Origin of the sequence: Methanofervidicoccus abyssi (assembly GCF_004310395.1) — an archaeon.
GTDB lineage: Archaea > AGJL01 > Methanococci > Methanococcales > Methanococcaceae > Methanofervidicoccus > Methanofervidicoccus abyssi.
The window spans coordinates 162,044-186,673 of sequence record NZ_BFAX01000001.1 but is presented as its reverse complement, the minus strand read 5'-3'; the positions used below and the strand labels follow the sequence as shown (position 1 = coordinate 186,673).

Below are 24,630 nucleotides of genomic sequence, written 5' to 3'. Positions count from 1 at the left end.
TTGATAATATATATGATAATTGATAATATATGATTATAAGATTATAATATGCAATGATTATATTACATAATACATTATATATATTTTTTTAATTATATTTTTTTAATTTTATAATTGTGTATATTTGTTAAAATGGTGATCCTATGCAGTGTGAACTTTGTGGTAGGAATGTAGATAAACTTGTACCCGTAAGGGTAGAAGGTGTGGAGATGTTGGTATGCAGTGACTGTGCCAAGTACGGTGTAACTCCAAAGACCTACTCAAGAAAACCTAGATTAGGGATGAAAGGTTCTCCAAAAGGTACCGAAAGTAGAAAGGTATATAGACCTAAGAGGGATGTTTTTGACACCCTTAAAACCATCGTAGAAGATTACGGAGAAATTATAAGAGAGGCTCGAATAAGGAAAGGAATGAATATAGAAGAGTTGGCTCGTAAGATAGGTATGAGGGTATCTACACTTCAGAAGATTGAAAGTGGTCAGTTGGAGCCTGAGGAAAAATATATAAGGAGACTCGAAAAGGAATTAAATATAAGTCTCTACGAAGAAGGTGGTGGAGAGTATAGCAACCAACAGTCTAAAAGCTTTACTTTAGGGGATTTCATAAAGGTAAGAAAATAGTTACTATTGAAAATCCTAATTCTATCAAAAAGATAAAATAACATAATAAAAACTCCATCCATCCGAATATGAATTATATCTCCATACTCCTGAACGTTAGAGAAAGATAGATACAGTATATAATGCTTTACTTCCCTCTATGTTATATTATTATATTCATATTAATTAAATCTCTTATTGACCAGAAATCTACCTATAATTTATGTATACTATAGATAAATCCTATCTGATATTAATTAGATAAGACTTTATCTTTCTAATTAAGTAGAGTATGAGGACATAGACAGGAATGAACTCCAGCCTCCCAGCCCACATCATAAAGATACCTACTATTTTGCCTAATGGATTCATAGAGTGATCTACAATATTCACAGAGAGACCCATATTGGCAACTAAGGAAACTCCCTCAAAGAGTGATTTAAAAGGTGGATAACCTAAGTATATTAAAACCATTGTAGCTATTCCATAATGTATCAAGTATGTAAAACCTATAACAGAGGCATCGACAACGAGATCCTGAGATAACGGGTATTTTCCTATTCTCTTACATATAACCACATTGGAGGGGAGTAAAGCTCTCTGAAGGTGGTAGTAGAAACTTTTTAGTATAACTATAACCCTTATAAGTTTTATACCTCCAGTTGTGGTTCCAGTAGATCCTCCTACCATCATAAGAAGTATAATTATAAAGAGAGATAGATTGTTTAAATTGGGAATATTTACAGTCGAATAACCAGTACTCGTTATAGCTGAGGTTACTGTAAAGAGAGCATCTATAAAATCAACACCTGAGGAGAACATAACTATAAGGGATGTAATTAACACTATAGAGATACCTACTTTACTCTGAATATCATCTATCCATTTACCAGTTAGTACCTTATGATGCACTGCAAATGAGATTATACCTCCTACCATCATTATGAAGATCATTACAACCTTTGCCAATGTATTGTATGGAAAGCTGGAGTTCTTTATACTCATACCCCCAGTTGAAATACCACACATACATAGATTTATGGCATCCCATATTGGTAGCCCTGTAAGGTATAGGAGACTTATTCCAATCAATGTATAGAGGATATAGATCTGCCATATCTTCTTGGCGGTATTAATGGTACTTGGGAGGATTTTCTCTTCCCTAGCCTCAGCCCTGTAGTAGGTAGAGATGCCAGTTTTTGATAGTATGGAGATCACCATTACTAAGACCCCAATACCTCCAATCCACTGTTCCAAACTCCTCCAGAACTGTAACGTATGAGGAAGTGTTTCAACATTTTTTATAAGTGTAAAACCTGTAGTAGTCCATGCAGACATGCTTTCAAATACACCATCCAAGTAGGAGAAGTAAGATATTCCTAGGTAAAAAGGTATAGCTCCAATTAAAGATGCTAAGAGCCAGGCTAAGGCCGATATTACCATGGCATGTTTTAATTTAATATCTACAGGTTTTGTAAATTTGTATATCAGAATACCAGTTAAGGTGACTAAAAAGGAGGGATAAAGGAAGTACCAGGTAGGTTCCCCGTAGTACCATCCCACAACAGTTGGAATGGACATTAGAATACCGATAAATGATACCAGTATACCTAACTCATGTGCTATACCTATAATATCTCTCTTTTTGAAAATTCCCATATTTTCAACCAGAGAGTAATCGAAGTTTTTACTTTTCCTTTTTAAGCGATTTAACAATTATTAAAGTTATTATATTAAGAACACTCTAGTAAATTTCAAATACATTAAAAGTCTATAAACCAGATATATATTATTTAAACCTTATTTTCGTCAAGATATTTCTTTTAATCCTAGGTTCTGTCAAAGTAAAAGTTTAAAAAAATAATAAAATATATAATTAAAAAATAATAAATCCCTGGCTTCTATGAGGTAGTAATCAAATAATAAGAATTCATAATAATAAACAAGCTATAATAAATTAAAAAAATAATAACAATATAAAAAAGAAATAAAAAACATCTAAGAAAAAAGGTAATGGATATGCAAATTGGGATAATTGGAGGGGGATTAGGGGGATTACTAGCTGGAGCACTACTTTCAAGAGATAACAACGTAGTTATATACGAAAAAATGCCCTACATAGGTGGAAGATTTACAAATATTCAGTATAAAGGCTATCAACTTACTACTGGTGCCCTCCATATGATACCTCACGGGGCAGATGGTTATTTAGCACAGTTACTCTCCAAGGCAGGGTGTAAGGTAGATATTGTAAATTCTAACCCAGATGGGTTGTTTAGAATAAATAATAGAAATTATAAATATGGTGAATTATTCAATATAGTGGGATTTAAGGACAAGATAAAATGTCTAAAGATGGCTACCAACTTAAAGTTAGGTAGAATAGATAAAGATATATCCTTTGGAGAGTTCTTAGAGGATGTACCACTGGCGTTGAAGGTTGGCAACTCCTTTACCGGATGGGCGTTAAGTTTAGATGCATACAGTGTTCCCATGGCTGAAATTGTCGAGATAGCTAAAAACTATTACAGGTTTGGAGGACCTGGGATACCAGTAGGTGGATGTAAGAAAGTAATAGATGAACTTTCAAGGATTATATTGGAGAATGGAGGTAAAATACTTACTGAATGCAAAGTTGAGAAGATAGAGATAGATGAAGATAAGGGGTATATATATACAGTGGAGGGATGTTCAGAGTTCGATATAGTTATAAGTAACTTATCTCCAAAACTTACAGAGGAAATATCCAATGTAAAGGTTATAAAGGAGAAAAAACCTGTACCGTCTAGAGGTATAAAGGTATCTATAGGTTGTAGAGATAAGTTGATTAAACATAACGGGGTGCTCTTTACTCCAGAGTGTGAGAGAGTATGTGGTTTGAACTGTCCGTCCAACGTAGATAGATCCCTTGCAAGAGAAGGTTATAACTTAATAATGGCTCATGCCATCCAAGTTAAAGACAATGTAAAGAAGGAAATAGATGTAGTACTGGAAGATATAGATAGGTTATTTAGGGATGCCAATATAGAAGATTACGAGATACTTCATATCCAAACATTTAGGGATGATATCCCAGTAAATCATGCTTCAAGTGGTACAGATATAGATCCCATAGTAGACAATAGACTGTACCTTGTAGGGGATGGGGCTAAAGGGAAAGGTGGGATCGAAGTGGAAGGTATTGCATTAGGTGTCTCCAAGGTAGTTAGTTGGATAGAAGAGAAAAGAGACATACTTTCCTAAATTTTAATTATTTTAAATTATTTTAAAAATCCTAATAAAAATATTACCTTAGTTTTATCAAAAAACGATATGAAATAATTTATTATAATAATATTATAATAAGGTAAAAGATATTAAAATTATAAGGATATTAAAATCAGAAATCTTTTAGATCATACTGTGTACTAGAGAGAGGCAGTTTTACCTCTTTTTTTGTTATTTTTTAACTCCAATTTTTATTATATTTAATCTTCTAATCGTTTCAGGGATACTTATGGATGTAATGAGATATTACGAAAAAGTAATAAAGGGAAAGATTTCTTCCAGAGATGTTTTAGATCTCTGGTATGAAGGAGATGTCTACGATCTTCTTTACTTAGCCTACTCTATTAAGAGATATTATAGCAACAATCCACTTAAAATAGATCTATGTTCCATAGTAAATGCAAGATCTGGAAGGTGTCCCGAGGATTGTATCTTTTGCTCCCAGTCTATATATCATCAAACAGATATAAAAACGTATGAATTGAAACCTAAGAAAGATATCTTAAAATATGCAAAATATATGGAAAGATATTGTAGTAGGTTCTCTATAGTAGTTAGTGGTAGATCTATAGAAGATAGAGATTTTGAAAAGGTAGTAGATACTATAAAGGAGTTGAAGAAGAAGACAAAATTAAAGATCTGTGTATCTCTTGGAATATTAGATAGGAATAAACTACGGGAGTTAAAAGAGTTGGAGGTTAGGATACATAACAACTTAGAGACTTCAAGGGAGCACTTTGAAAAGGTATGTACTACCCACAGTTATGAAGAGAAGATAAGAACTATAAAGTATGCGAAGGAGTTAGGATTAGAGGTGTGTAGTGGAGGTATATTTGGATTAGGTGAATCCCACATAGATAGAATAAAGATGTTAGAGGAGCTTAGAAACTTGAATGTAGATAGTGTTGCCCTAAATATACTTCATCCTATAAAAGGTACTAAAGTGTACTACCTAATAGAGAAGGGGGAGATAAAGGAGATCTCTCCAGAAGAAGCGTTAAAATCCATTGCACTTGGAAAGATAATACTACCAGATAAGGAGATACGTCTATGTGGAGGGAGATTATACAAGTTAAAAGATCTTCAATGTCTATCTCTCTTGGCTATTGATGGTCTTATGGTAGGCAACTATCTAACTACGCAGGGGAGATCTATAGAGGACGATATAAGAATGATAAAGGATATGGGGTTTATATGTTGATGGAGAAGCTCAGGAAGTTGAAGTATTACTTCAGGGAGAAGATATGTGTAGTATCTTACTCCGGGGGAATGGACAGTTTGTTGGTAACCCTTATGAGTAAGTACTATGGAAGATACACCTTAGCTGTGACTGTAGATAATGGATTTTTTCCAGAGGAGAATATCAGAAAAAGCATTGAATTATCTAAGAGATACGGTATAGATCATAAAGTTGTGAATTTAAACTATCTGAAAAATGAGGTGATATGTGAGATAAACAGGAATCTAAAAAATAGATGCTATATATGTAAGAGATACATGGCCGAGATACTTGTAAAGGAGAGAGATGAGTTAAGAAACACTTTTAATAAAGAGGTAGTTATAGTAGATGGTACCAACTACGACGATCTATTTGAAGATAGGCCAGGTATAATGGCCTACAGGGAGTACGGTATAAGATCACCTCTTGCAGAGTTAGAGATAAGAAAAGAAGAGGTTAAGGAGATACTTAAATATTTAGGCGTATCAATTCCAAAGGAGGATTCCTGTTTAGCCACTAGGATACTAAATCCTCCCATTACAGAGGAAAGGCTGAAGATGGTATATAAGGCTGAGAAATTCCTAGCATCCTATTTGGGATTGGAGGGATACTTTAGGGTGAGGGACCTTCATGGTACGGCAATTATTGAGATAAACTGTGGAGAGGTACATAAAATAATGGACATCTCCAAGTTTAGGGACATAAGTAAAAAATTTAGAGAGATAGGGTTTAACAGGTGTGTCCTGAGAATGGATAGTATTTAAATAATAATTATAATAAATTAGAAAATTAAAGATTAAATTAAAAAATTGATAAAAAATCCCAAATAAGAGATGAAAAATAATGAAGTAAAAACTATACTCCAGAATCTTTTCCTGAACACTTGAGATGAATTAGAAAAAAATATCACAAGAGCCTTCTTCCTCCAATCTTCAGGAGTAGATATCTGTTTATACTTTTTCTTTTTAAATTATATTATCTTTTATTATTAATTAACTATTTTTATTATTTTAACCATTTGATTTATGCATCTCAACCTTTTACCTTTATATCCTTAAAGTTCCTAAACATTTTGTATTCCTCATCGGTAAGGGTGTATATTCTGATTTCAACTTCTCTAAATAAACAGTAGTTTTTTATATACCTATAGGCCTTATCTCCTCCGTAATCTCCAAAAAAGGCATAAACAACTTCCCCGTCTTTGGATATAAGATACATGTTTCTATCGATCTCGATTAGAGAAGGTTCTTCAGTTAGGATATCTATTAAGGAGTCGTTATACACTACTTTACTAGGTTTCCTACTTTTTATCCTTTTTATCAGGTCCCCAATGGATACAACACTCTTTAACACACTCTGGGAATAAGTCATCATATATTCTTTAATCTCTTCTTCAGATATTCTCCTGATAAAACCTCTTACTTCACTTACTGCAAATGTCGCCTTTATTTTACTTATAGCCCTACTACCTTCTAAGGTTTTATCTCTAGAACGATATATTGCTAAAATTTCCTCTCCATTTTCAAATACCACAATACCTCTATCACTACTATACTTCTTAGGTATTAAAATTACCTCGTATCTATTGGAGTCTATATAGTTATATATAGAGTTATAGGAATCCAGTAAAATACTTTTGACAGAAGGTTCCTCCTCTATTTTAAATAATATATCATCTCCCAATTTTTTCTTTATAATTTCTTTTAATTCTTCCTTAGAACATTGATACACCTCAATTAAAAAATCTTCCGGTAATTTCTTAAAAATATCTCTTATATCTCGAGGATCATCTCTCCAGAGTGAAACTATCAACTTCGAATCTATATAAAATAGCATGCCTTCTTCTACCTTTATAAATCCAGTGAAATCCTGTAGAAAATCTGCAATCTTTCTGAGATCAGTTAATTTACCTAACTTTGAATAAATCTTTTTCATAGTTTCACAAGAAAAATGATAAAAAACGGCGCCGAGGGGGAATCGAACCCCGAGTTCATAAGAACTGACGGATCTGAAGTCCGCCCCGTGCCACCAGGCACGGCACTCGGCGCCACTGTGTAGGTGTCATGAAGTATTATTAGTACATGGTATAATATAGTACGTTATATATATTTTTTCTTTTTAGATATTTTAACTATCATTATAAAAATGATTATTGGGTCGTAAACAATCAAAAAATAATAATTAATATTAAATAAAAAATAAAAATCTTAAACTTTAATTAATTTAGAAGTTTTTTCTATTTTCTTTCCTTTGTCACTTCTTTACTAATACTCATTTAAGGGAAATACCTCCATACAGTTTTAATTCAGTGATAGTATGGGATTGATAACTATAACTGTAAATAGAAATGGGATTCTCGAAAAATACACAGTTCCAGATGGTATAACGGTATTGGAAGCCTTAGAATATATCAACAGTAACTACAAGGAGGGTATCCTATACAGGTCCTCCTGTAGATCCGGGCAGTGTGGAAGTTGTGCAATGACTATAAACGGTGAGCCAAGATTAGCCTGTAAAACCAAGGTAGAAGATGGAATGATAATATCCCCCTTAGAGGGATTCAACGTAGTGAAAGATCTGATAATTGATAGATCTCCCTACTACAGGAAGATGCAGGACTTAAGAAATTACCTACAATGGCATGAAGATATGAATATACCTACGATCACCTCTAAGGATATAAAAGAGTTTAAAGGTGTGAGAAACTGTATAGACTGCCTATGCTGTCTTTCCATATGTCCTGCTAGGAAGTTTTCTCAGTATCCAGGACCTACGTTTATGAGACAACTGGCCAGATTTGCATTTGATCCAAGAGATAAAGGAGAGAGGGAGAAAGAGGCCTACTTTGAGAACCTCCATAACTGCACCACCTGTGCCAAGTGCGTCGAGGTATGTCCTAAGGAGATAGATATCGTCCATAGGGCTATAGAGAGATTGAGAGAACTGGCCTTTAAAAAGGGATACTACTTAAGAAACCATTTAACAGTTAGAGAGAATATATTGAAGGGCAACAGATCTGTAAAGAAAGAGAAGAGATCTTTCTTAGAGGAGATAAAGGAGGAGTATATAGTAGATAAGGAGAAGATGAGGCTGGCATTCTTCACAGGATGTTTAGTTGATTACAGGTTACAGCATGTAGGTAGGAGTGCTATAAAGGTACTTAATGCCCATGGCATATCTCTTGTAATACCTAAAGAGCAGGTGTGTTGTGGATCCCCCCTCTTCAGGACTGGACAGAGGGATCTTGCAGAAAAGTTGAAGAAGAAAAATCTTAAGGTGTTCAACAATTTAGATGTGGATGGAGTAGTTACTGTATGTGCTGGATGTGGTAGCACCCTAAAGAGGGATTATAAAGAGAGAGAATTCCAAGTAATGGACATAACTCAGGTGTTAGATAAAGTACCTATGGAGTATAAACCTTTGGATGTTAAAGTGACTTATCATGATCCATGTCACCTGAAAAGAGGACAGGGAATATACTTAGAACCTAGGAGGATATTAAAGAGAATACCTAAATTGAAGTTCGTAGAAATGGAAATACCTGATCAATGTTGTGGTGCTGGAGGAGGTGTTAGAAGTGGAAAACCAAAGGTGTCATATGCTATAGGAAAAAGAAAGGTTAGGATGATATATAAAACTGGAGCAGATTATGTTATTACAGTATGTCCCTTCTGTGAATACCATATAAAAGATACCTTGGAGAAATTCAGGGAAGGAAAGAATTATTTAAAAGTTGAGGTGATGAATATAGTCTCCCTTTTGGATAGGGTTATATAATTTTACCTCAAGTTCTTGTAAGGGATTAGGTAGATTAACAATCTTTACTATCATGAACGTTTCCTATAGGAACATGTCTTTTTTAAACTTATAACAAAAAAATAACAATTTACAATAAATTATTATAAAAAGTGAAAAAATAAATATTTAAAATTAAAAAAAATAAGTATAAATAAACTAAATAATTAAATGAAAATAAAAAAAGAATAACGGAAAAAATAAGTAAAAAAATTCTCTGAAGAAAATTAAAAGATTTAACAAATTCTCCAATATCAGATCTAGTCCAGAGGATAAAAGTTGTACTTTACTTTAACATATATATTATATCCCCTATTTTTAGGTATTAATATAGTTTAATAGTTTTATTTTTTTAAAAATTTTTATTCTCTGTTTATAATTATTATTTTTTAACAGTTATTGTTAAATTTTGTAACTATAACCTTGATGGAAACTATGTTATTGTTTATCGTTATTTTTCTCCTTTTCCTTCTTTTTACTCTTGTAGAAACCCTTTAACACAGGCATCTTGGGTAGATCTCTCATTAGATAGTAATAAGGTTCGTATTTTTCACTTATCACTACTATATGTGCAGGAGGATGAATCTTCCTTATTCTGTCAATTGCCTTTGGAGCACTCTCCTGTATTCTAACGAGACAGGCTCTCTTACATGGTTTTTTAATCGTCCCCAGTATATATTTTAAAATCTCATCAGCAGCCTCCGGGACTATAATTCTCGGTTTTCCAAGGATTGTAAGTTTTCCATGTCTGTGAATATCTGCAAGGGCGTTTTTGATCTTCTTGTAGTTATCTCCTCTTATCAACAGTAAAACCATAATTTCACCTTTAAAAATCTAAGGTCACTATCTTCACTTCTAATATCTCCTTAAGATATTTTGAAAAATACCTCAGCCCATAGACCTCAGTACCGTAGTGTCCTCCATCTATAATACAGAGATTGAGATCTTCCGCCAGTATCTTTGAGTGGTGCGTTAGATCACCTGATATATAAACCTCTGCTATCTTAGATACGTATTCTATATTTTTCTGTGATAATCCATAACCTGAAAGTACTGCCACTCTCAAGGTATCTCTATCTTCTACAACTTTACTGTTTATAACTGTTGGGTTTTTACATATATACTTCTCTGTAATATCCAGTATCTCCTGTAAGCTACCCTCGTAGATTCCTACTCTTCCCAGTCCGTTCTCGTATAGATATTTAGTATCCTTTAAGTTGTAGAGTTTTGCTAAGGAGTCATTTAATCCTCCTTCACAGATATCTAAATTGGTATGGGCGGAGTAAAGTATAATATCCCTACTTATTAATATTTTCAGTTTTTCGTAGATTACACTATCGAAGGTTTTTATACCATCTTTTAAAAGTGGATGGTGAGTAAATAAAAAATCTACACCTTCCTTCCAGGCTCTTTTGATAACCTGTAACGAGGGATCCAACGCTACTCCTATCTTCTCTATAGGTTTCTCCAAATCTCTCCCTACCTGAAGACCTATATTGTCTCCCTCTATTGCCAGATGGGGAGGGGCAAATTCCTCAATGATAGATATTACATTTTTTGCCAGCATCTTCTCCATTCTTTCACCATCTTTCTCTAAGGGTTTTTAAGAGCCTATTGTAACAGTTTAACATTGAGAATCTATAATTATTCAAACCTTCCTTATTTAAAACTCTTCATTGAATTTTACTCTTTAACAATGTGATCATATCCTTTATAACTTCCTTATCTACTTTGTTACTGTAAACAGCTTCAATAAAGTCATGTAGCAGTCTATTTGCAAAAACTTCTGAAAATTTAACTATAATCTTCTCTGGATCTTTTCCACTTCTTATCATCTTCAAAGCCTTTTTCAATTCTCTATTCCTGATATTCTCTATATAATTTCTGTAGTCCTTTATAAGATGTTCAAAGTTAAGTTTTTCAAGTTTTCTTTGAAGTATGGAAAACTCCTCTTCTATGATCTTTTCCACAATAGGTATCTCCTTTTTCCTCTTCTCCAAGTTCTCCTTGGATACTAGTCTTAAATCGTCTATAGTATAGAGTTTAACATTTGGAAGTTCTCTTACGTTGTCATCTACATCCCTTGGATTTGCAATATCCACAATTATCTTCTCCCCTTTAACATCTTTGAGTGTATCTTTGTCCAATATCTTATGGGGAGATGCTGTAGCACATATAATTACATCACAGAAGTTTAGAGCTTCTTTCAGTTTATCAAAATGTACGGCCATTCCTCCCAGTTTCTTTGCAAGTCTCTCAGCCCTCTCATAGGTTCTATTTGCTACGAATATAGCTTTGATGTTTTTCTCGATGAGAACCTTACCTACGAGGGTTCCTATCTCTCCAGCACCTACAACTAATATATTTTTATTCTTCAGTTCCACGTTTTTCTCTAAGAGTTCTATGGCAGCACTTGCTATAGACACCCTTCCCTTATTAATCTTGGTTTCAGATCTTGCCCTCTGGCCTGTATGGATGCTCTTTAGGAATACGGTATCTAAATATTTTGTGGTTTTTCCGTACTTTTTCGCAGTGTAATAACTCTTCTTGATCTGTCCAAGTATTTGATCTTCCCCAATTATCATTGATTCAAGCCCAGAAGCCAACCTAAGCAGGTGGATAATAGCGTCCTTTCCCTTTATCAATTCAAAGTCTTTGAAGTCCATCTTTAAATTTTCTAAGTTCACGAAGTTTGGGTCGAAATAAACCTCTACTCTATTACAGGTTTGGAGTAATACACAGTGATCGTATCTTCTATAGAAGTCTTCTTCTTTAAATCTTAACATTTCTAACTGGGAAACAGAATATTTTTTATAATCAGCCTTAAACAGTATCATTGTCACACCGTTGGGTCTTATTATCAATAATAATTTAGTATGGAATATATTTTATTTATTATCCTAATTTACATCAAAAGTGCTATAATAAAAAAAAATAAAAAATTAAAAAATCCCAGTTAAAAAACAATATACAGGGGAAAAGTAAAATTATATTACATCATCTATTTTGTAGTTGGAGTTAAAGTGGGAGACAATATATTCATACTATATTATATTTAAATTAAGTAATTATAGAAAAGTTTATATACTACTTTGACTTATTAAAATTTGCTCAGTTTGAAAGGAAAAGTAGGGCAGTGGCTTAGCCTGGTTAGAGTGCTCGGCTGATAACCGAGTGGTCCGGGGTTCAAATCCCCGCTGCCCTACCATATTTTTTGACATCCATGGTATTTATTTATTTAAATGTTTGGATTATTTTGAAGTAATAATAAAATATAAGAAAATAAATTTCTTTATTTTTTAAATATTTAGTCTCTGTGTTTCCCAAGTTCCTCCCTTAACTTTAGATTTTCAACGAAGGTTACTAAATCTCCGTAGGTTTTCTCCAAGATACCCCTACATATGTCCTGTTTTTTCCTTAAACCTTCAATTACATGGTAGTAGTCGTACCTTATTATCTCATCGTATATCTTTTCCATGAACCTGTAGTACTTCTCGGCATTCTTAATATCGTCATTTTTTATGGACTCCAATATCATCCTCCTCAACTCCCCCACTACATCGCAGATCCCTAAGACGTAGTTTTCAGGTTTAACTTCCACCTCCAGTTCATGGTACTCTAAATATTTATCCTCAAATACTATACTGTAGAAGATCTGAAACTCTACATACTCCTGCTGAGGTAAATTTAGATACTTTCCAAAATCGTAATACTCCTTAGTTAATTCTTCCAACTTTTTAAGTTTATCTATCACTTCAAAAGAGATCTCCTCCTTTTTCATCTTCTGAACATGGCGAATATTCATAGCACAGTTCCTTACAATCTCCCTGGCGATCTTCAGTATCTCCTCCCTAGTGCTATCCTTTTTTTCAAAGTACTCGAGTAGATCTATTTTTCCCATAACCTCACCAAAAATTTTATATACCATATTTAAATTTATTTTTATGGATATCTAAGGGTTATTAATATCTTATGGGTTAAGTATATATATAACAAAGTTCCCTAAAAAGTACAGATGCCACTTTATCTAGTCTCTTTTTAAATCCTTTAAAAAAATATATTTTCCTAAATAATTTTTATATTAATTATAGTAATTTAAGTTAATAAAATTTTGGAGGTTATACCTATGGGTATGAATAGAAATAGGCCTCGTAGAGGTTCCTTAGCGTTTAGTCCAAGAAAGAGGGCTAAGAGACCAGTACCAAAAATAAGGTCCTGGCCAGATGAAGAAAGAATCAGACTCCAAGCATTCCCGGTATATAAAGCAGGGACGACACATGCACTAATTAAGGAGAACAATCCCAAGAGTCCAAACGCTGGACAGGAAATATTCACTCCTGTGACTATATTGGAGGCTCCTGATATTAACGTTGCAGGGATTAGGGTATATGAGAGAACTACAAGAGGTTTGAAGACATTAACTGAGGTATGGGCCGATAACTTAGATAAGGAACTGTCTAGAAAAATAACACTTCCAAAGAAGAGCGAATCTGATGTGGATAAGTTGGATAAACTCGTAGATAAGATAGTAGATGTAAGAGCCATAGTTCATACAAACCCCAAGAATACCTGTCTCCCAAAGAAGAAACCTGAGATATTAGAGATAAGGATAGGTGGTAAAAACATTAACGGGAGGCTCTCCTACGCCAAGGAGATTCTAGGTAAATCTATATCTATAATGGATGTATTCTCAGAGGGCGAGTTTGTAGATACCATAGGCGTTACAAAAGGTAAAGGTTTCCAGGGGCCTGTTAAGAGGTGGGGTGTAAAGATACAGTTTGGAAAACACAGAAGGCAGGGAGTTGGTAGGCACGTAGGTTCTATAGGACCCTGGACACCTAAAAGAGTTATGTGGACAGTACCTATGGCTGGGCAGATGGGATACCATCAAAGGACGGAATACAACAAGAGGATTCTGAAGATAGGAAATAACGGAGAAGAGGTAACTCCAAAAGGAGGATTCTTACACTACGGTATAATTAAGAACAACTACGTGATCCTTAAAGGTTCAGTGCAAGGACCTCCAAAGAGGCTTATTGTATTGAGAAGTGCTATAAGATGTCCAGAAGACAAGTTTGGATTACCTGAGATAACATATTTAAGTAGGGAGTCTAAGCAGGGTAATTAAAAAATAAAAACTTAAAGGTGTTAAAATGATTGCCAAGGTTTATACACTAGATGGTTCTGAAAAGGGGGAGATAGAACTACCACCTGTATTTGAGACGGAATATAGGCCTGATTTAATAAGAAGGGCTTTTCTATCTGCATTTACCGCAAGACTCCAGCCAAAGGGAGTAGATCCAATGGCAGGTAAGAGGACTTCTGCAAAGTCCATAGGTAAAGGACATGGTATGGCAAGGGTTAGGAGGACTAGAGAAGGTAGGGCTGCATTTGTACCTCAGGCTGTAGGAGGTAGAAGATGCCACCCCCCAAAGGTGGAGAAGATACTCCATGAAAAGATAAACAAGAAGGAGAGAAGAAAGGCATTGATGAGTGCTATAGCAGCTTCTGCCAACCCTGAGTTGGTAAGGAACAGGGGACATATTATAGACGATATACCTTCTATCCCAGTAGTTGTGGAGAATGAATTTGAAAGTATATTAAAAACCAGGGAAGTGTTTAACGTATTTGAAAACTTAGGTTTAAATAAAGATGTTGAGAGGGCAAAAAACGGTATCAAGATCAGGGCTGGAAAGGGTAAAATGAGGGGGAGAAGGTATAGAAAACCTAAGAGTGTATTGGTGGTTGTAAGTGATCTCTGTAACGTAGTCAAAGGTGCTAGAAATCTACCTGGTGTAGATGTGATCACTGCAGATAGTTTAGGGATACTCCATATAGCACCTGGAGGAGATGCTGGAAGACTTACACTCTGGACTGAGGGGGCTATAGAGAAGATCAGGGAGAGGTTTTAATGAGGTGGTTTTATGGATCCTTTTGACATTATCAAGATGCCTGTAGTAAGTGAAAAGACTATGAGACTTATTGAGGAAGAGAACAAGTTAGTGTTTTACGTAGATAAGAGAGCTACTAAGAGTGACATCAAAAGGGCTGTTGAGGAGTTATTCAATGTAAAGGTAAGTAAGGTGAATGTACTTATTACACCACAGGGAAGGAAAAAGGCCTATATAAAATTGAAAGATGGATACGACGCTACAGAGGTTGCAGCTAACTTAGGTATCTACTAATTAATCTTTTTAAGGTGATATTATGGGAAAAAGACTAATATCCCAGAATAGAGGTAGGGGAACTCCAAAATATACCTCTCCTACCCATAAGAGGAGGGGAGAGGTGAAGTACAGGAAGTTTGATAATTTGGAGAAAAACGGTAAAATAGTAGGAGTAATAACAGATATCCTACATGATCCTGGAAGAAGCACTCCAGTGGCCACTGTGAAGTTTGACAACGGTGAAGAGAGATTGATGCTGGTTCCTGAAGGTATGAAAGTTAACGATATAATAGAATGTGGAGTAAAGGCAGAGATAAAACCTGGAAATGTACTACCAATAGGCCATATCCCTGAAGGTGTCCCTGTATATAACATAGAAACTATACCTGGAGATGGAGGTAAGTTAGTTAGGGCTGGAGGATGCTATGCCTATATAATCGCTCACGATAGCGATAAAACCATGGTAAAACTTCCATCAGGATGTATAAAGGCTTTACATCCAATGTGTAGGGCTACAATAGGTGTTGTTGCAGGGGGAGGTAGGAAGGAGAAACCTTTCACAAAGGCAGGTAAGAAGTACCACGCCATGAAGGCCAAGGCTATAGTGTGGCCAAGGGTAAGGGGAGTGGCAATGAACGCAGTAGATCACCCATTCGGTGGAGGTAGGCATCAACATGTTGGTAAGCCTACAACAATTTCGAGAAATGCACCTCCAGGTAGAAAGGTTGGACATATTGCTGCTAGGAGAACTGGAAGAAGGAGATAAAAAACATAATATAAAATGGTGAAAACATGGCTAGGAAATCTAGAGGAAGAAGGGCGAGGAAGAAAAAACAGGAAACTTTAATAAGGAAAGGAGAATTTAAATATAGAGGGTATACCTTAGATGAGCTTCTAGAGATGCCACTGAAAAAATTTGCAGAACTTCTACCAGCAAGACAGAGGAGGAGTTTGTTGAGGAGTTTAGCTAGAGGTATAAACCCAAAGCATAGAAAGTTGTTGAAAAAGATTAGAAGGGCCAGGAGATTGTTGAATAGAGGTAAAGAACCTAAGATAATAAGAACCCACTGTAGGGACTTTATAATTATTCCAGAGATGGTGGGGCTAACCTTTGGTGTATATAACGGACAAGAGTTTAAAGAAGTAAAAATAGTACCAGAAGCTATTGGAAGATACTTGGGAGAGTTTTCCCTAACGAGGAAAATTGTTAAACATGGTGCTCCAGGAGTAGGTGCTACCAGAGGATCTATGTTCGTACCTATTAAGTAATATCTTATTATACATTTTCTCTATTGATTATTTTAATTATTTTAAATTTTCCTTTGGAATAACAATTATTTTTTATATAAAAAAGCCTACTCTTAAACATATCATATTATCAATGGAAGTTAGATACTCTTTTAAACACCTATCAAATCATCTCAAAGAGTTCTCCATAGGTAACCTTTTTATCTGTTTTTACCAATTTAGGGACTTTTCCAACTTTACCTGCATACTCTCCAACAACTACAAAGACTCCGTCAATACCTTCAATACACTCTGCTCTCTCCAACGATCTGTTTATAGCCTCCTCTGGTGAACCAACTGCAAAGTTTCCTATACTGGTGGCAGCTCCATCTGCAATACTACTCTCCTCTGCAAAGACTACTACTGCATCTGCATTTCCAAAACTTACAGAGTGACCCACAGTTCCGGATGAAGTACATACGCCGTAACCATCAATTATCCTATCTCTATCTATTTTAAATCCAATCTCACTGGAAATTGGTGAATTTCCAGCGTATAGCCCAACAACAATATTCTCGGTAGACTTCAGTGCTATATCCCCCCCATTGTTGGAGATAATATTTCTACATCCGTAGTTAGAGACATCCTCGACGATTATCTGGCTGATAGACCCTGCAACTGCTGCCATAGGGCCAACATCTGCATTCTTTCCAGACCTTGCCATAAGTTTCACAATTCTTGGAGCACTCTCTTCAACTTCTAAAGGTTCATAACTTGTTAAAAACTCCGGATGTCTCGCTATATAGTTTTCAAGAAGTAGTCTTTCTCTAAGTAGTACACCTTTGGCTATCTCGATGTATACCATATTCTCTGTTTTTATCATTATATTGGACTCCTTAATAGAAATTTTTTTTTAAATTTGAACATAATTCCCACCTTTTTATCTTTTTAAGTATTTACATACTCTCTCAAACATCAGATCTGTAGGATCCTCCAAATTGATACTGTTATTCCTCTTTCCAATGTTATCCTCTATATAACTTACAATCTCCTTAACGGATAGTAGATGTACCATTCTACCCCTTTCTATTAGATAGTTATCTACACCAAGGATACATTCAGGGTAACATGAAACAGTAGGCACTCCTATAACAGCAGCTTCTCTATTCATAGTCCCTCCCGCACCAACCATGACATCAGCATGGTAGAGTAGAGATATAGTATCTACAACCTCAGGTATGGTGGCCCCTAAGAGTGAGTATGTTCTCTTCTGTTTCTCACTCCTTGGAAATACTACGATATTACAGTCTACAACCCTCTTTAACTCCCTAATGATATAGGGCAGTATATCTCTTTTGCCGTTACAGTAGGAGGAATTTGGACAAGGTCTCATCACTATAAGGGGAAGATCTCTACTTAACCCCATTTTTTCTACTATCTCCCTATCCAGCGGTAGTACGTTGTTCAGCCTGGAGTTAACATGTGCTACTTCACAGGTGCCCTCAAAGGTTAAAAAATTTTCACCTCCCTGTCTCCTTAACAGACATCTATTAGTACCCTGAGGGGTGATAATCTCATCTACTATAGGTAACGTCAATCTATTCTGAGCCTCTGCATACTCGTTATCTACTACAAATATAGTAGGGATATTTAAACCAAATGCCACCCTTGGAAGTTCAACTGAGTGTTTTGCAATAGCCACTTGGGGATTATTTTCCAATACTATCTTTGTCAGTTTGATAATCCTCTCTGCAGAGTTTATAAGTTTCTCCTCCAATCTTTCCCCATGAGATCCCACTAATATAGGACAGGAGTTATAACTGTAGAGTTTAACTATAGACTCTAGGTTTTTAAATCTTCTATAGGTTATAAAATACTCGATCCCTTCTCTCTCAAACCTCCTTATAAGTTGGGAAAAATAGTGAACATGAGGCGAATTTGTAAAATCTATCCATACATCCATCATATCACCAGTGGGATTATAATCAATAATATTATCAATAATAAATAATAAACCTAAATTAAAAACTTATAGTCAAACATTAATAAGAGACTAAAATAATATAAAAATTGTTAAAAAATAAAAAAGAAAATTCTTCTATTTTTCACTATAATTGGTAATAATGAAAAATTTTATTTTATCCTGTAGGATCCCCCTGAGAGGTATAGAACTACTTTATTTAACTTATTATTGTATTCCTCGACAGATACGTTCTCTGGATAGACAACATTTTTACTGTATACAGTCACTTTCATAGGAATGTTGGATTGTAGAACTATACTGTTGTTTCTTATATAGATATCACATTTCACGTAGTTGTTTATCCATCGGGCGTAATCTCTAAATGAACAGATCCAGGTGCAGTTATCTTTCCAATGGTAGAGTATACTGTAGTTGTACTCAGCTATATCTCCTATATAGACACCAGGCATTTCTCCTTCTGGAGGTATATAACATTCCTCTATAAAGGGCACTCCATATAAATCTTCAAATACACCAGGTACCTTAAATATAGTAATGTTATTTTCTATAGTAGGTTCTCCCTTTCCAGGTATTACTATATACTCTACCTTATTTCCTATATTCAACTTCCACTTTAACTCTCTATTATCTTTTCCAAGTATTGCATCCAAGAGATAACTATTATTTGAAGGTAATAACAATCCATTTACTCCCTTAGCTAAAGCGTTGCCGTAGTTCTTTACAAACCAGTGATTAAAGTATTTATATCTATCTTCATTTAATTTAGAATCTAAGGTTAAAGGTACAGGCTCTCCCTGATAATACCAGATGGAGATCCCACCATTTTTATCCGTACTAGGTTCATCTTTTATATAGTCATAGTACTCATTTTCAGAGGTTATTTCCTTTCTCCAGTATCCTATTTTAACAGTTCCTACGTATGATACAGTTTCTGGGTAGAAACCTCCTATAGGATCATTTTTAAAGGTTTCAGATGTCTTATAGACGTATATATTTGGATAGTACCCCATGGATAAGATGTCCAGAGTTCTAGTGTAGTATCCCTTATCAGAGGAACTTACATAGGTGTGGAAGTAGGTATTATTAAACCTTTTCTTAAACCAATAGTCGTTAAGTAAATCTTCCAACTCGTCTTTATCTATATCACTCTTCTCGATAACATCTAAAAGTTCATCACCTGTGGAGATGTAAGTGATGTTTATATTTAGGAGTTTTGAAAGTGTTTTTAAATGTTTTATCTTTTTATTTATAAATCCATCGTCTCTCCAATCTACCTTCAATTTACGCCCTGCCACATCTATTATATAATCTCCCTTATCATCTAATACAGCTTTTTGCACAGCTACACCCGTTATAAGGATATGTTTGTATCTAGGAGGTACTTTATTTATATAGGCAAATGTTCCGTTGTTCTTAGATACGTAATATCCTACAAAGTCCATTATCTCTTTACTGTCTGGATCAATGTTGTAAGTTATGAGTATCTTCTTAGGTTTGATCTCGAATATACACTTTTCATTATACATCAGTTTATTGTTAAGAACATATAGGGTGTTGTTCACAGGGTATTCTTCATAACCGTGAATCTTTTCTGGGACAATCCTACTGATATTGAATTTATTAAGGAGTTTATCTAGTATCCAATCCTTTCTTTCTATGTTATATTTTTTGTCTATGTAAAAAATAACTATATTGTCGTTGTCCAGGTAGTAATTCAACTCATCCTCACTGTTAATAGAGGAAAGGGGAACGTAGTAGATAGGTATTGTTGAGGCCCATTTATACTCTGTATCTATAGCATTACAACTTAAAAGTAGGGCAGAAGTAATTAAAATGAGAATAGAGAGGCATCTAATAGACATTTACCATCACCTTTGAAGTTTAGAAATAATATTTTAGTATTTTATAATATTATTTTTAAAAATATTATTTTTAAATATACTATTGAGAAGCTAATACTTAATATTTTTTATTACAACAGTCTTTATCTCAGTCATCTCTTCTATAGCATACTTCACACCTTCCCTCCCTAATCCACTTCTCTTAACACCTCCAAAGGGCATGTTGTCCACCCTGAATGTTGGACTGTTGTTTATTATTACCCCTCCACACTCCAATTTGTCTGCTATCTTAAAAGCTTTATTTATGTCCCTTGTAAATACCCCGGCGTGTAGTCCATATATGGTGCTGTTACTTATTTCTATAGCATCCTTTATACTCTCTACCCTAACTATAGGCAACACAGGTCCAAAGATCTCCACATTACATAATATGTTGTCGGAATCTACCTCCATAACTGTTGGATATACTATATTCCCTTCCCTTTCTCCCCCGTAGAGCAATTTACCTCCTTCATCTACCCCCTGTTTTATAAGATCCTCCACCCTCTTAGCACTTTCAGGCGTGATAAGTGGTCCTACATCTGTTTCCCTCATAAGTGGATTTCCAACTTTCAACTTTTTTGTTTCCCTAATTACTTTATCTATAAACCTATCTGCAACCTCCTCCTCAACCAATACCTTACCTACAGATATACACACCTGGCCAGCGTTTAAAAACTTCCCTCTAACTGTAGATTCAACAGCCATATCTATATCAGCATCATTAAGTATAATAACTGGGTTACTACCCCCTAATTCTAAGGATATCTTTTTAAATCCTGCATTTCTTGTAATGGACCCCCCCACCTCAACACTCCCAGTGAAAGATATCATATTTACCTTTTCGTTTCTTACTATTTCATCTCCAACTACATCCCCTCTACCAGTCAGCAGATGGAAAACACCTAAAGGGACATTCCTTTTTTTAAGTATCTTTTCTATAATCTTAGTTAATTCAACTGCCGCCATTGGAGCCTTAGAAGATGGATGAAGTACTACTACGTTACCAGTTGCTATAGCAGGGGCTATCTTATGTGCCACTAAGTTCAACGGAAAGTTAAAGGGACTTATGGCACCGATAAGTCCAACAGGTTCTCTCTTTGTTATTATTATTCCATCATCCAAGGGTATAGTTTCTCCCCTCATCTCCTTGGCGTAGAAGGCTGCAAGTTTAAATACACTTATAGACCTATCCACTTCTATTATAGACTGCCTTATAGGTTTCCCTGCATCTAAGGATATAATCTTTGCGAGTTCTTCCTTTCTCCTCTGGATCTCCCTTGCTATATCCATGAGAATACTATATCTCTTAGAGGGAGACAACTCTTTCATCACTTCTTTATGTTCCTGAGCTATGGATATAGCCTCCTTAACTTCCTTTCTACTCAAGGATGGTATATATCCTATGATTTCTAAGTTATAAGGGTTGAAAACTTCTAAATCATTCCTAAATATCCACTCACCATTTATAAACATACTTTCACCAGATATATATTAGAAAGGATGTTGTTATAATTTTTATTGTCATTATCATTAATATAACTTATAAAAAATTGTAGTATGGGATAACATGTTTGCAATCCTCAAAATTGGAGGTAGTGTCCTATGTAATAAAAACATCCCTTACTCTATTAAATGGGATAATTTAGAAAGGATGGCTATGGAGATCAGGGAGGCTATGGATTACTACTTAAAAAGAGAGGAAAAGTTAAAGTTGATACTTATCCATGGGGGAGGTTCCTTTGGTCACCCTGTGGCAAAGAGGTATATCAAAAACGGCAGATTTGAAAATATGGATAGTGGTTTTTGGGAAATTCAGAAAGCCATGAGGAGGTTCAATACTTTGGTAATAGATACCCTTCATGAGTACGGTGTCCCAGGAGTTTCTATACAACCTTCCTCCTTTGTGGCCTTTAGAGGTAAAGAAGTCCATTTTGATACCTATGTAATAGAAGGTATGGTAGAGAGAGAGCTGGTACCCGTAATCCATGGGGATATTGTAATATCCAATAAGAAAGATTATAAAATATTCTCTGGGGATCATATACTACCTTATCTGAGTAAAAAGTTGAAACCAGATATAAGTCTCCATGCCTCTGATGTAGATGGAGTGTTAGATCTAGAAGGTAGAGTTATAAAGTGTATCAACTCAGAGAATATCAGAAAAGTTGTGAAATGTTTAAAGACCTCTGAAAAGGAAGATGTAACTGGTGGTATGTATCTGAAAGTAATGGAGGCCTATAGGATGGGGGTTAAAGTACTAATATTCAACGGTAATAAAAGAGGTAATATATACAGAGGTTTAATAGGAGATTACAGTATAGGAACTAAGATAAATTGAATTGGTTGAAAAGTAAGAAAAGTAAAATCCACCATCGTCCCTCGGATCGCTTTAGACATTATTAGAAAATAAAATATAATAGAACCTCTTATTCTTCTTTTTCAAAGGAGTCTAGATTCACTAAAATTTTGGAATAAGGTTCTGTCAACAGTAGGAGTCTCAATCCTTCTAAGTGTTTAGGATTTCAGACAAAATTTTTTATAATCACACTTCCCAATCAAAAATAAAAAACTAACAATTATTATTATAACAAAATAAAAAATAGAATAAAAAAATAAAAAACTGTTAAATGCTAAAAAACATTTAGTTTCGCAATCATAAAATAAAAATCTATAAAACGCCTAAATAAAGAACATAATAGGTAAAAAAGTAGATAACTCTAATTTCTTGGGCTACATCGAGTGCTGGTGAAGTGAGAACAAGATTCCTGTTAAATTTTTCTTTTTATGTCTTTTTTATTTAATCTTTTTACTTTAATTATTATCAATATTTTTATTTGAAGTTGTTTAATTTAAAAAGTTTTGTTTGTTACTGTAATAAACTATTTTTACTCATAAGTTTAAAAATATGAAAAGCGGATATAAAATAAATATTACAGAATGAGAATTTATTGGGAAATTTTCGGAAAAACGGTGATTCCAATAGTAACTCCTGTCAACGAAGAGAAATTTTCAATCTCCTCTTCAAAACCTCAGGAATATCCTAATAAAGGCAATAATTCCTATCTCAGGTGACAAAATTGATTCTAAAGAACTGTAAGATATTAATGAATAACAGAATTATAGAAGGAGACATACTAATCGAAGATGGAATTATAAAAGAAATCAGGAAAGATATCAACAAAAAAGATGGAGTAATTGATCTAAAAAATAAGATAGTTATGGGGGGAATTATAGATGCTCATGTCCATTTTAGATACAACGATATCAGGAAGGAAGGGTTTATTTCAGGTAGCGAGGCTGCCATAAATGGGGGTATAACATATGTTATAGATATGCCAAATGACAACCCCCCTATTACTACAAAAGAAAGATTCTATAAGAAGCATAGAGAAGGAAAGGAGAAGAGTAAAGTGAACATAGAGTTTAACTACGGTGTAACTGAGAATAACTACTTAGATAGAATAAAAGAGGTAAAATCCTACAAGATATTTATGGTTGAATCTGTTGGAGATCTATTTATAAGGGACTACAGCAAGTTAAGGAGTATTCTCAATCAGGATAAGGTATTTACAATCCATGCTGAACATAAGGATGTAATAGAAAAGAATAAAAAAAGATACCCCTTAAACTCCTGGATAGATCACTGTAGAATTAGGGATAAGAGGAGTGAAGTGGAAGGAATAAGGGAGATTCTGAGATATTTAGAGGAGATAGATAGGTTAGGGTTTAGAAAACCCCATATTCATTTCTGTCATATCTCTACAAAGGAGGGACTGGATCTGATAAAGAAGGTAAGGGAAAGATTTAAGAATGTTAAAATCACGTTGGAGGTTACTCCTCATCACCTATACCTAAATATTGATATGGCCGAGGAGTTAAAGGGATTTGGTAAATTCAACCCTCCTCTAAGGACTAAAGAAGATAACAGGGCACTTATGAAAGGACTGATAGATGGAAGTGTAGACATTGTAGCGACGGATCATGCCCCCCATACCTACGAGGAGAAAAGTAGAGATGTAAAAGAATGTCCTTCAGGTATTCCAGGTGTTGAGACATTTCTACCTTTGATGTTGAACCTTGTAAATAAAGGTGTAATCTCCCTATTTCGTCTTGTAAATCTCATATCTAACAAACCTGGGGAGATATTCCATATAGACAATAGATTAAAGGAAGGAAAAAAGGCAAATTTAACTGTTATAGATCTAAAGAGGGAGATTACAATAAAAGGGGAAAGGTTTAAATCTAAGTCTAAATTCACACCTTTTGAGAATTGGAAAGTTAAAGGAGTACCTGTATACACAGTGGTTAACGGTACCTTTTACGAGACTTCTTGGGTAGATCTGTGATATTTTTCATATAATATTCCAAGTATTCAAGAGAAAGGCTAGTTAGTTCTTTCTATTTTTTATTATCAGTTAATGGAATGAAGATGTTTAATCTGGTAAATATATTAATGTTGAATGTCTTTTTTAGGTATTCCACAATATCA

22 protein-coding genes and 2 tRNA genes are annotated in these 24,630 nt (G+C 34.6%); 13 read left to right on the top strand and 11 right to left on the bottom strand.

From position 1 onward, the window contains the following. The first annotated feature begins 143 nt into the window (after positions 1-143). Positions 144-620: a multiprotein bridging factor aMBF1 gene (locus MHHB_RS00960; RefSeq protein ID WP_131006747.1), complete on the top strand. Its 477-nt coding sequence runs from the start codon at positions 144-146 to the stop codon at positions 618-620. A gap of 222 nt (positions 621-842) precedes the next feature. Here MHHB_RS00960 and MHHB_RS00955 read toward each other — a convergent pair whose 3' ends face one another. Then, complete coding sequence (locus MHHB_RS00955) at positions 843-2,258, bottom strand: TrkH family potassium uptake protein (RefSeq protein ID WP_131006746.1); 1,416 nt, start codon at positions 2,256-2,258, stop codon at positions 843-845. A gap of 360 nt (positions 2,259-2,618) precedes the next feature. Between MHHB_RS00955 and MHHB_RS00950 the strand changes: the two genes are divergently transcribed. The 3 genes from MHHB_RS00950 to larE all read left to right on the top strand — a co-directional run bounded on the left by MHHB_RS00950 (position 2,619) and on the right by larE (position 5,849). After that, positions 2,619-3,842, top strand: a complete 1,224-nt coding sequence (locus MHHB_RS00950; protein ID WP_131006745.1) for an NAD(P)-binding protein — start codon at positions 2,619-2,621, stop codon at positions 3,840-3,842. 253 nt (positions 3,843-4,095) lie between these two features. Continuing rightward, positions 4,096-5,067: a biotin synthase BioB gene (bioB, locus tag MHHB_RS00945; protein ID WP_131006744.1), complete on the top strand. Its 972-nt coding sequence runs from the start codon at positions 4,096-4,098 to the stop codon at positions 5,065-5,067. Continuing rightward, positions 5,061-5,849, top strand: a complete 789-nt coding sequence (gene larE, locus MHHB_RS00940) for an ATP-dependent sacrificial sulfur transferase LarE (protein WP_131006743.1) — start codon at positions 5,061-5,063, stop codon at positions 5,847-5,849. Before bioB ends, larE begins: the two co-directional genes overlap by 7 nt. A 268-nt stretch (positions 5,850-6,117) precedes the next feature. Here larE and MHHB_RS00935 read toward each other — a convergent pair whose 3' ends face one another. Both MHHB_RS00935 and MHHB_RS00930 read right to left on the bottom strand, forming a co-directional pair. Continuing rightward, entirely contained in the window at positions 6,118-7,020 is a 903-nt protein-coding gene (locus MHHB_RS00935; protein WP_131006742.1) for a hypothetical protein, read from the bottom strand. A 26-nt stretch (positions 7,021-7,046) separates the two neighbouring features. Beyond that, positions 7,047-7,134, bottom strand: a tRNA-Sec gene (locus tag MHHB_RS00930). A 267-nt stretch (positions 7,135-7,401) separates the two neighbouring features. Here MHHB_RS00930 and tfrB point away from each other — a divergent pair. Continuing rightward, positions 7,402-8,862 (top strand): fumarate reductase (CoM/CoB) subunit TfrB, encoded by a 1,461-nt coding sequence (tfrB, locus tag MHHB_RS00925; protein ID WP_131006741.1) that lies wholly within the window; start codon positions 7,402-7,404, stop codon positions 8,860-8,862. Between the two features lie 456 nt (positions 8,863-9,318). Here the strand turns inward: tfrB and MHHB_RS00920 are convergent, their stop codons facing one another. From MHHB_RS00920 to hemA, 3 genes are all read right to left on the bottom strand, one after another. Then, complete coding sequence (locus tag MHHB_RS00920; RefSeq protein WP_131006740.1) at positions 9,319-9,696, bottom strand: DUF356 domain-containing protein; 378 nt, start codon at positions 9,694-9,696, stop codon at positions 9,319-9,321. 10 nt (positions 9,697-9,706) lie between these two features. Continuing rightward, the gene (locus tag MHHB_RS00915; protein WP_131006845.1) at positions 9,707-10,447 is read right to left on the bottom strand and encodes a Nif3-like dinuclear metal center hexameric protein; all 741 of its coding nucleotides are present in this window, start codon (positions 10,445-10,447) and stop codon (positions 9,707-9,709) included. Positions 10,448-10,553: 106 nt separating this feature from the next. Next, entirely contained in the window at positions 10,554-11,717 is a 1,164-nt protein-coding gene (gene hemA / locus MHHB_RS00910) for a glutamyl-tRNA reductase (RefSeq protein ID WP_131006739.1), read from the bottom strand. 293 nt (positions 11,718-12,010) lie between these two features. Here hemA and MHHB_RS00905 point away from each other — a divergent pair. Continuing rightward, positions 12,011-12,088, top strand: a tRNA-Ile gene (locus tag MHHB_RS00905). Positions 12,089-12,187: 99 nt separating this feature from the next. On the opposite strand, the gene MHHB_RS00900 is transcribed toward MHHB_RS00905, so the two are convergent. After that, positions 12,188-12,781: a translin family protein gene (locus MHHB_RS00900; protein ID WP_131006738.1), complete on the bottom strand. Its 594-nt coding sequence runs from the start codon at positions 12,779-12,781 to the stop codon at positions 12,188-12,190. A gap of 225 nt (positions 12,782-13,006) precedes the next feature. Between MHHB_RS00900 and MHHB_RS00895 the strand changes: the two genes are divergently transcribed. From MHHB_RS00895 to MHHB_RS00875, 5 genes are read left to right on the top strand one after another with little or no spacing between them, the layout of a single operon-like run. After that, positions 13,007-14,008: a 50S ribosomal protein L3 gene (locus MHHB_RS00895; protein ID WP_131006737.1), complete on the top strand. Its 1,002-nt coding sequence runs from the start codon at positions 13,007-13,009 to the stop codon at positions 14,006-14,008. Positions 14,009-14,033: 25 nt separating this feature from the next. After that, complete coding sequence (gene rpl4p / locus MHHB_RS00890; protein ID WP_131006736.1) at positions 14,034-14,792, top strand: 50S ribosomal protein L4; 759 nt, start codon at positions 14,034-14,036, stop codon at positions 14,790-14,792. Positions 14,793-14,804: 12 nt separating this feature from the next. Then, complete coding sequence (locus MHHB_RS00885; protein WP_131006735.1) at positions 14,805-15,065, top strand: 50S ribosomal protein L23; 261 nt, start codon at positions 14,805-14,807, stop codon at positions 15,063-15,065. A 22-nt stretch (positions 15,066-15,087) separates the two neighbouring features. Continuing rightward, positions 15,088-15,813, top strand: coding sequence for a 50S ribosomal protein L2 (locus tag MHHB_RS00880; protein WP_131006734.1), 726 nt, complete (start codon positions 15,088-15,090; stop codon positions 15,811-15,813). 26 nt (positions 15,814-15,839) lie between these two features. After that, positions 15,840-16,316 (top strand): 30S ribosomal protein S19, encoded by a 477-nt coding sequence (locus tag MHHB_RS00875; protein WP_131006733.1) that lies wholly within the window; start codon positions 15,840-15,842, stop codon positions 16,314-16,316. A gap of 142 nt (positions 16,317-16,458) precedes the next feature. Here the strand turns inward: MHHB_RS00875 and MHHB_RS00870 are convergent, their stop codons facing one another. From MHHB_RS00870 to MHHB_RS00855, 4 genes are all read right to left on the bottom strand, one after another. Then, a complete protein-coding gene (locus MHHB_RS00870) occupies positions 16,459-17,181 on the bottom strand; it encodes a UPF0280 family protein (RefSeq protein WP_268220343.1) in 723 nt (240 codons plus the stop codon). A 33-nt stretch (positions 17,182-17,214) separates the two neighbouring features. Beyond that, entirely contained in the window at positions 17,215-18,237 is a 1,023-nt protein-coding gene (locus MHHB_RS00865) for a DUF354 domain-containing protein (RefSeq protein WP_131006731.1), read from the bottom strand. A 170-nt stretch (positions 18,238-18,407) separates the two neighbouring features. Continuing rightward, the gene (locus MHHB_RS00860) at positions 18,408-20,120 is read right to left on the bottom strand and encodes a hypothetical protein (RefSeq protein ID WP_131006730.1); all 1,713 of its coding nucleotides are present in this window, start codon (positions 20,118-20,120) and stop codon (positions 18,408-18,410) included. Between the two features lie 90 nt (positions 20,121-20,210). Beyond that, the gene (locus MHHB_RS00855; RefSeq protein WP_131006729.1) at positions 20,211-21,614 is read right to left on the bottom strand and encodes a lactaldehyde dehydrogenase; all 1,404 of its coding nucleotides are present in this window, start codon (positions 21,612-21,614) and stop codon (positions 20,211-20,213) included. A gap of 94 nt (positions 21,615-21,708) precedes the next feature. Here MHHB_RS00855 and MHHB_RS00850 point away from each other — a divergent pair, with 94 nt between their 5' ends. Beyond that, positions 21,709-22,479, top strand: a complete 771-nt coding sequence (locus MHHB_RS00850) for an isopentenyl phosphate kinase (RefSeq protein ID WP_131006728.1) — start codon at positions 21,709-21,711, stop codon at positions 22,477-22,479. Positions 22,480-23,218: 739 nt separating this feature from the next. Continuing rightward, positions 23,219-24,487: a dihydroorotase gene (pyrC, locus tag MHHB_RS00845; protein WP_131006727.1), complete on the top strand. Its 1,269-nt coding sequence runs from the start codon at positions 23,219-23,221 to the stop codon at positions 24,485-24,487. Positions 24,488-24,630: the final 143 nt, after the last annotated feature.

What these genes read in the sequence shown, in the direction of transcription:
- MHHB_RS00960 (WP_131006747.1), top strand. Translation starts at nt 144, where the DNA reads ATGCAGTGTGAACTTTGTGGTAGGAATGTAGATAAACTTGTACCCGTA.
- MHHB_RS00955 (WP_131006746.1), bottom strand. Translation starts at nt 2,258, where the DNA reads ATGGGAATTTTCAAAAAGAGAGATATTATAGGTATAGCACATGAGTTA.
- MHHB_RS00950 (WP_131006745.1), top strand. Translation starts at nt 2,619, where the DNA reads ATGCAAATTGGGATAATTGGAGGGGGATTAGGGGGATTACTAGCTGGA.
- bioB (WP_131006744.1), top strand. Translation starts at nt 4,096, where the DNA reads ATGGATGTAATGAGATATTACGAAAAAGTAATAAAGGGAAAGATTTCT.
- larE (WP_131006743.1), top strand. Translation starts at nt 5,061, where the DNA reads ATGTTGATGGAGAAGCTCAGGAAGTTGAAGTATTACTTCAGGGAGAAG.
- MHHB_RS00935 (WP_131006742.1), bottom strand. Translation starts at nt 7,020, where the DNA reads ATGAAAAAGATTTATTCAAAGTTAGGTAAATTAACTGATCTCAGAAAG.
- tfrB (WP_131006741.1), top strand. Translation starts at nt 7,402, where the DNA reads ATGGGATTGATAACTATAACTGTAAATAGAAATGGGATTCTCGAAAAA.
- MHHB_RS00920 (WP_131006740.1), bottom strand. Translation starts at nt 9,696, where the DNA reads ATGGTTTTACTGTTGATAAGAGGAGATAACTACAAGAAGATCAAAAAC.
- MHHB_RS00915 (WP_131006845.1), bottom strand. Translation starts at nt 10,447, where the DNA reads ATGCTGGCAAAAAATGTAATATCTATCATTGAGGAATTTGCCCCTCCC.
- hemA (WP_131006739.1), bottom strand. Translation starts at nt 11,717, where the DNA reads ATGATACTGTTTAAGGCTGATTATAAAAAATATTCTGTTTCCCAGTTA.
- MHHB_RS00900 (WP_131006738.1), bottom strand. Translation starts at nt 12,781, where the DNA reads ATGGGAAAAATAGATCTACTCGAGTACTTTGAAAAAAAGGATAGCACT.
- MHHB_RS00895 (WP_131006737.1), top strand. Translation starts at nt 13,007, where the DNA reads ATGGGTATGAATAGAAATAGGCCTCGTAGAGGTTCCTTAGCGTTTAGT.
- rpl4p (WP_131006736.1), top strand. Translation starts at nt 14,034, where the DNA reads ATGATTGCCAAGGTTTATACACTAGATGGTTCTGAAAAGGGGGAGATA.
- MHHB_RS00885 (WP_131006735.1), top strand. Translation starts at nt 14,805, where the DNA reads ATGGATCCTTTTGACATTATCAAGATGCCTGTAGTAAGTGAAAAGACT.
- MHHB_RS00880 (WP_131006734.1), top strand. Translation starts at nt 15,088, where the DNA reads ATGGGAAAAAGACTAATATCCCAGAATAGAGGTAGGGGAACTCCAAAA.
- MHHB_RS00875 (WP_131006733.1), top strand. Translation starts at nt 15,840, where the DNA reads ATGGCTAGGAAATCTAGAGGAAGAAGGGCGAGGAAGAAAAAACAGGAA.
- MHHB_RS00865 (WP_131006731.1), bottom strand. Translation starts at nt 18,237, where the DNA reads ATGGATGTATGGATAGATTTTACAAATTCGCCTCATGTTCACTATTTT.
- MHHB_RS00860 (WP_131006730.1), bottom strand. Translation starts at nt 20,120, where the DNA reads ATGTCTATTAGATGCCTCTCTATTCTCATTTTAATTACTTCTGCCCTA.
- MHHB_RS00855 (WP_131006729.1), bottom strand. Translation starts at nt 21,614, where the DNA reads ATGTTTATAAATGGTGAGTGGATATTTAGGAATGATTTAGAAGTTTTC.
- MHHB_RS00850 (WP_131006728.1), top strand. Translation starts at nt 21,709, where the DNA reads ATGTTTGCAATCCTCAAAATTGGAGGTAGTGTCCTATGTAATAAAAAC.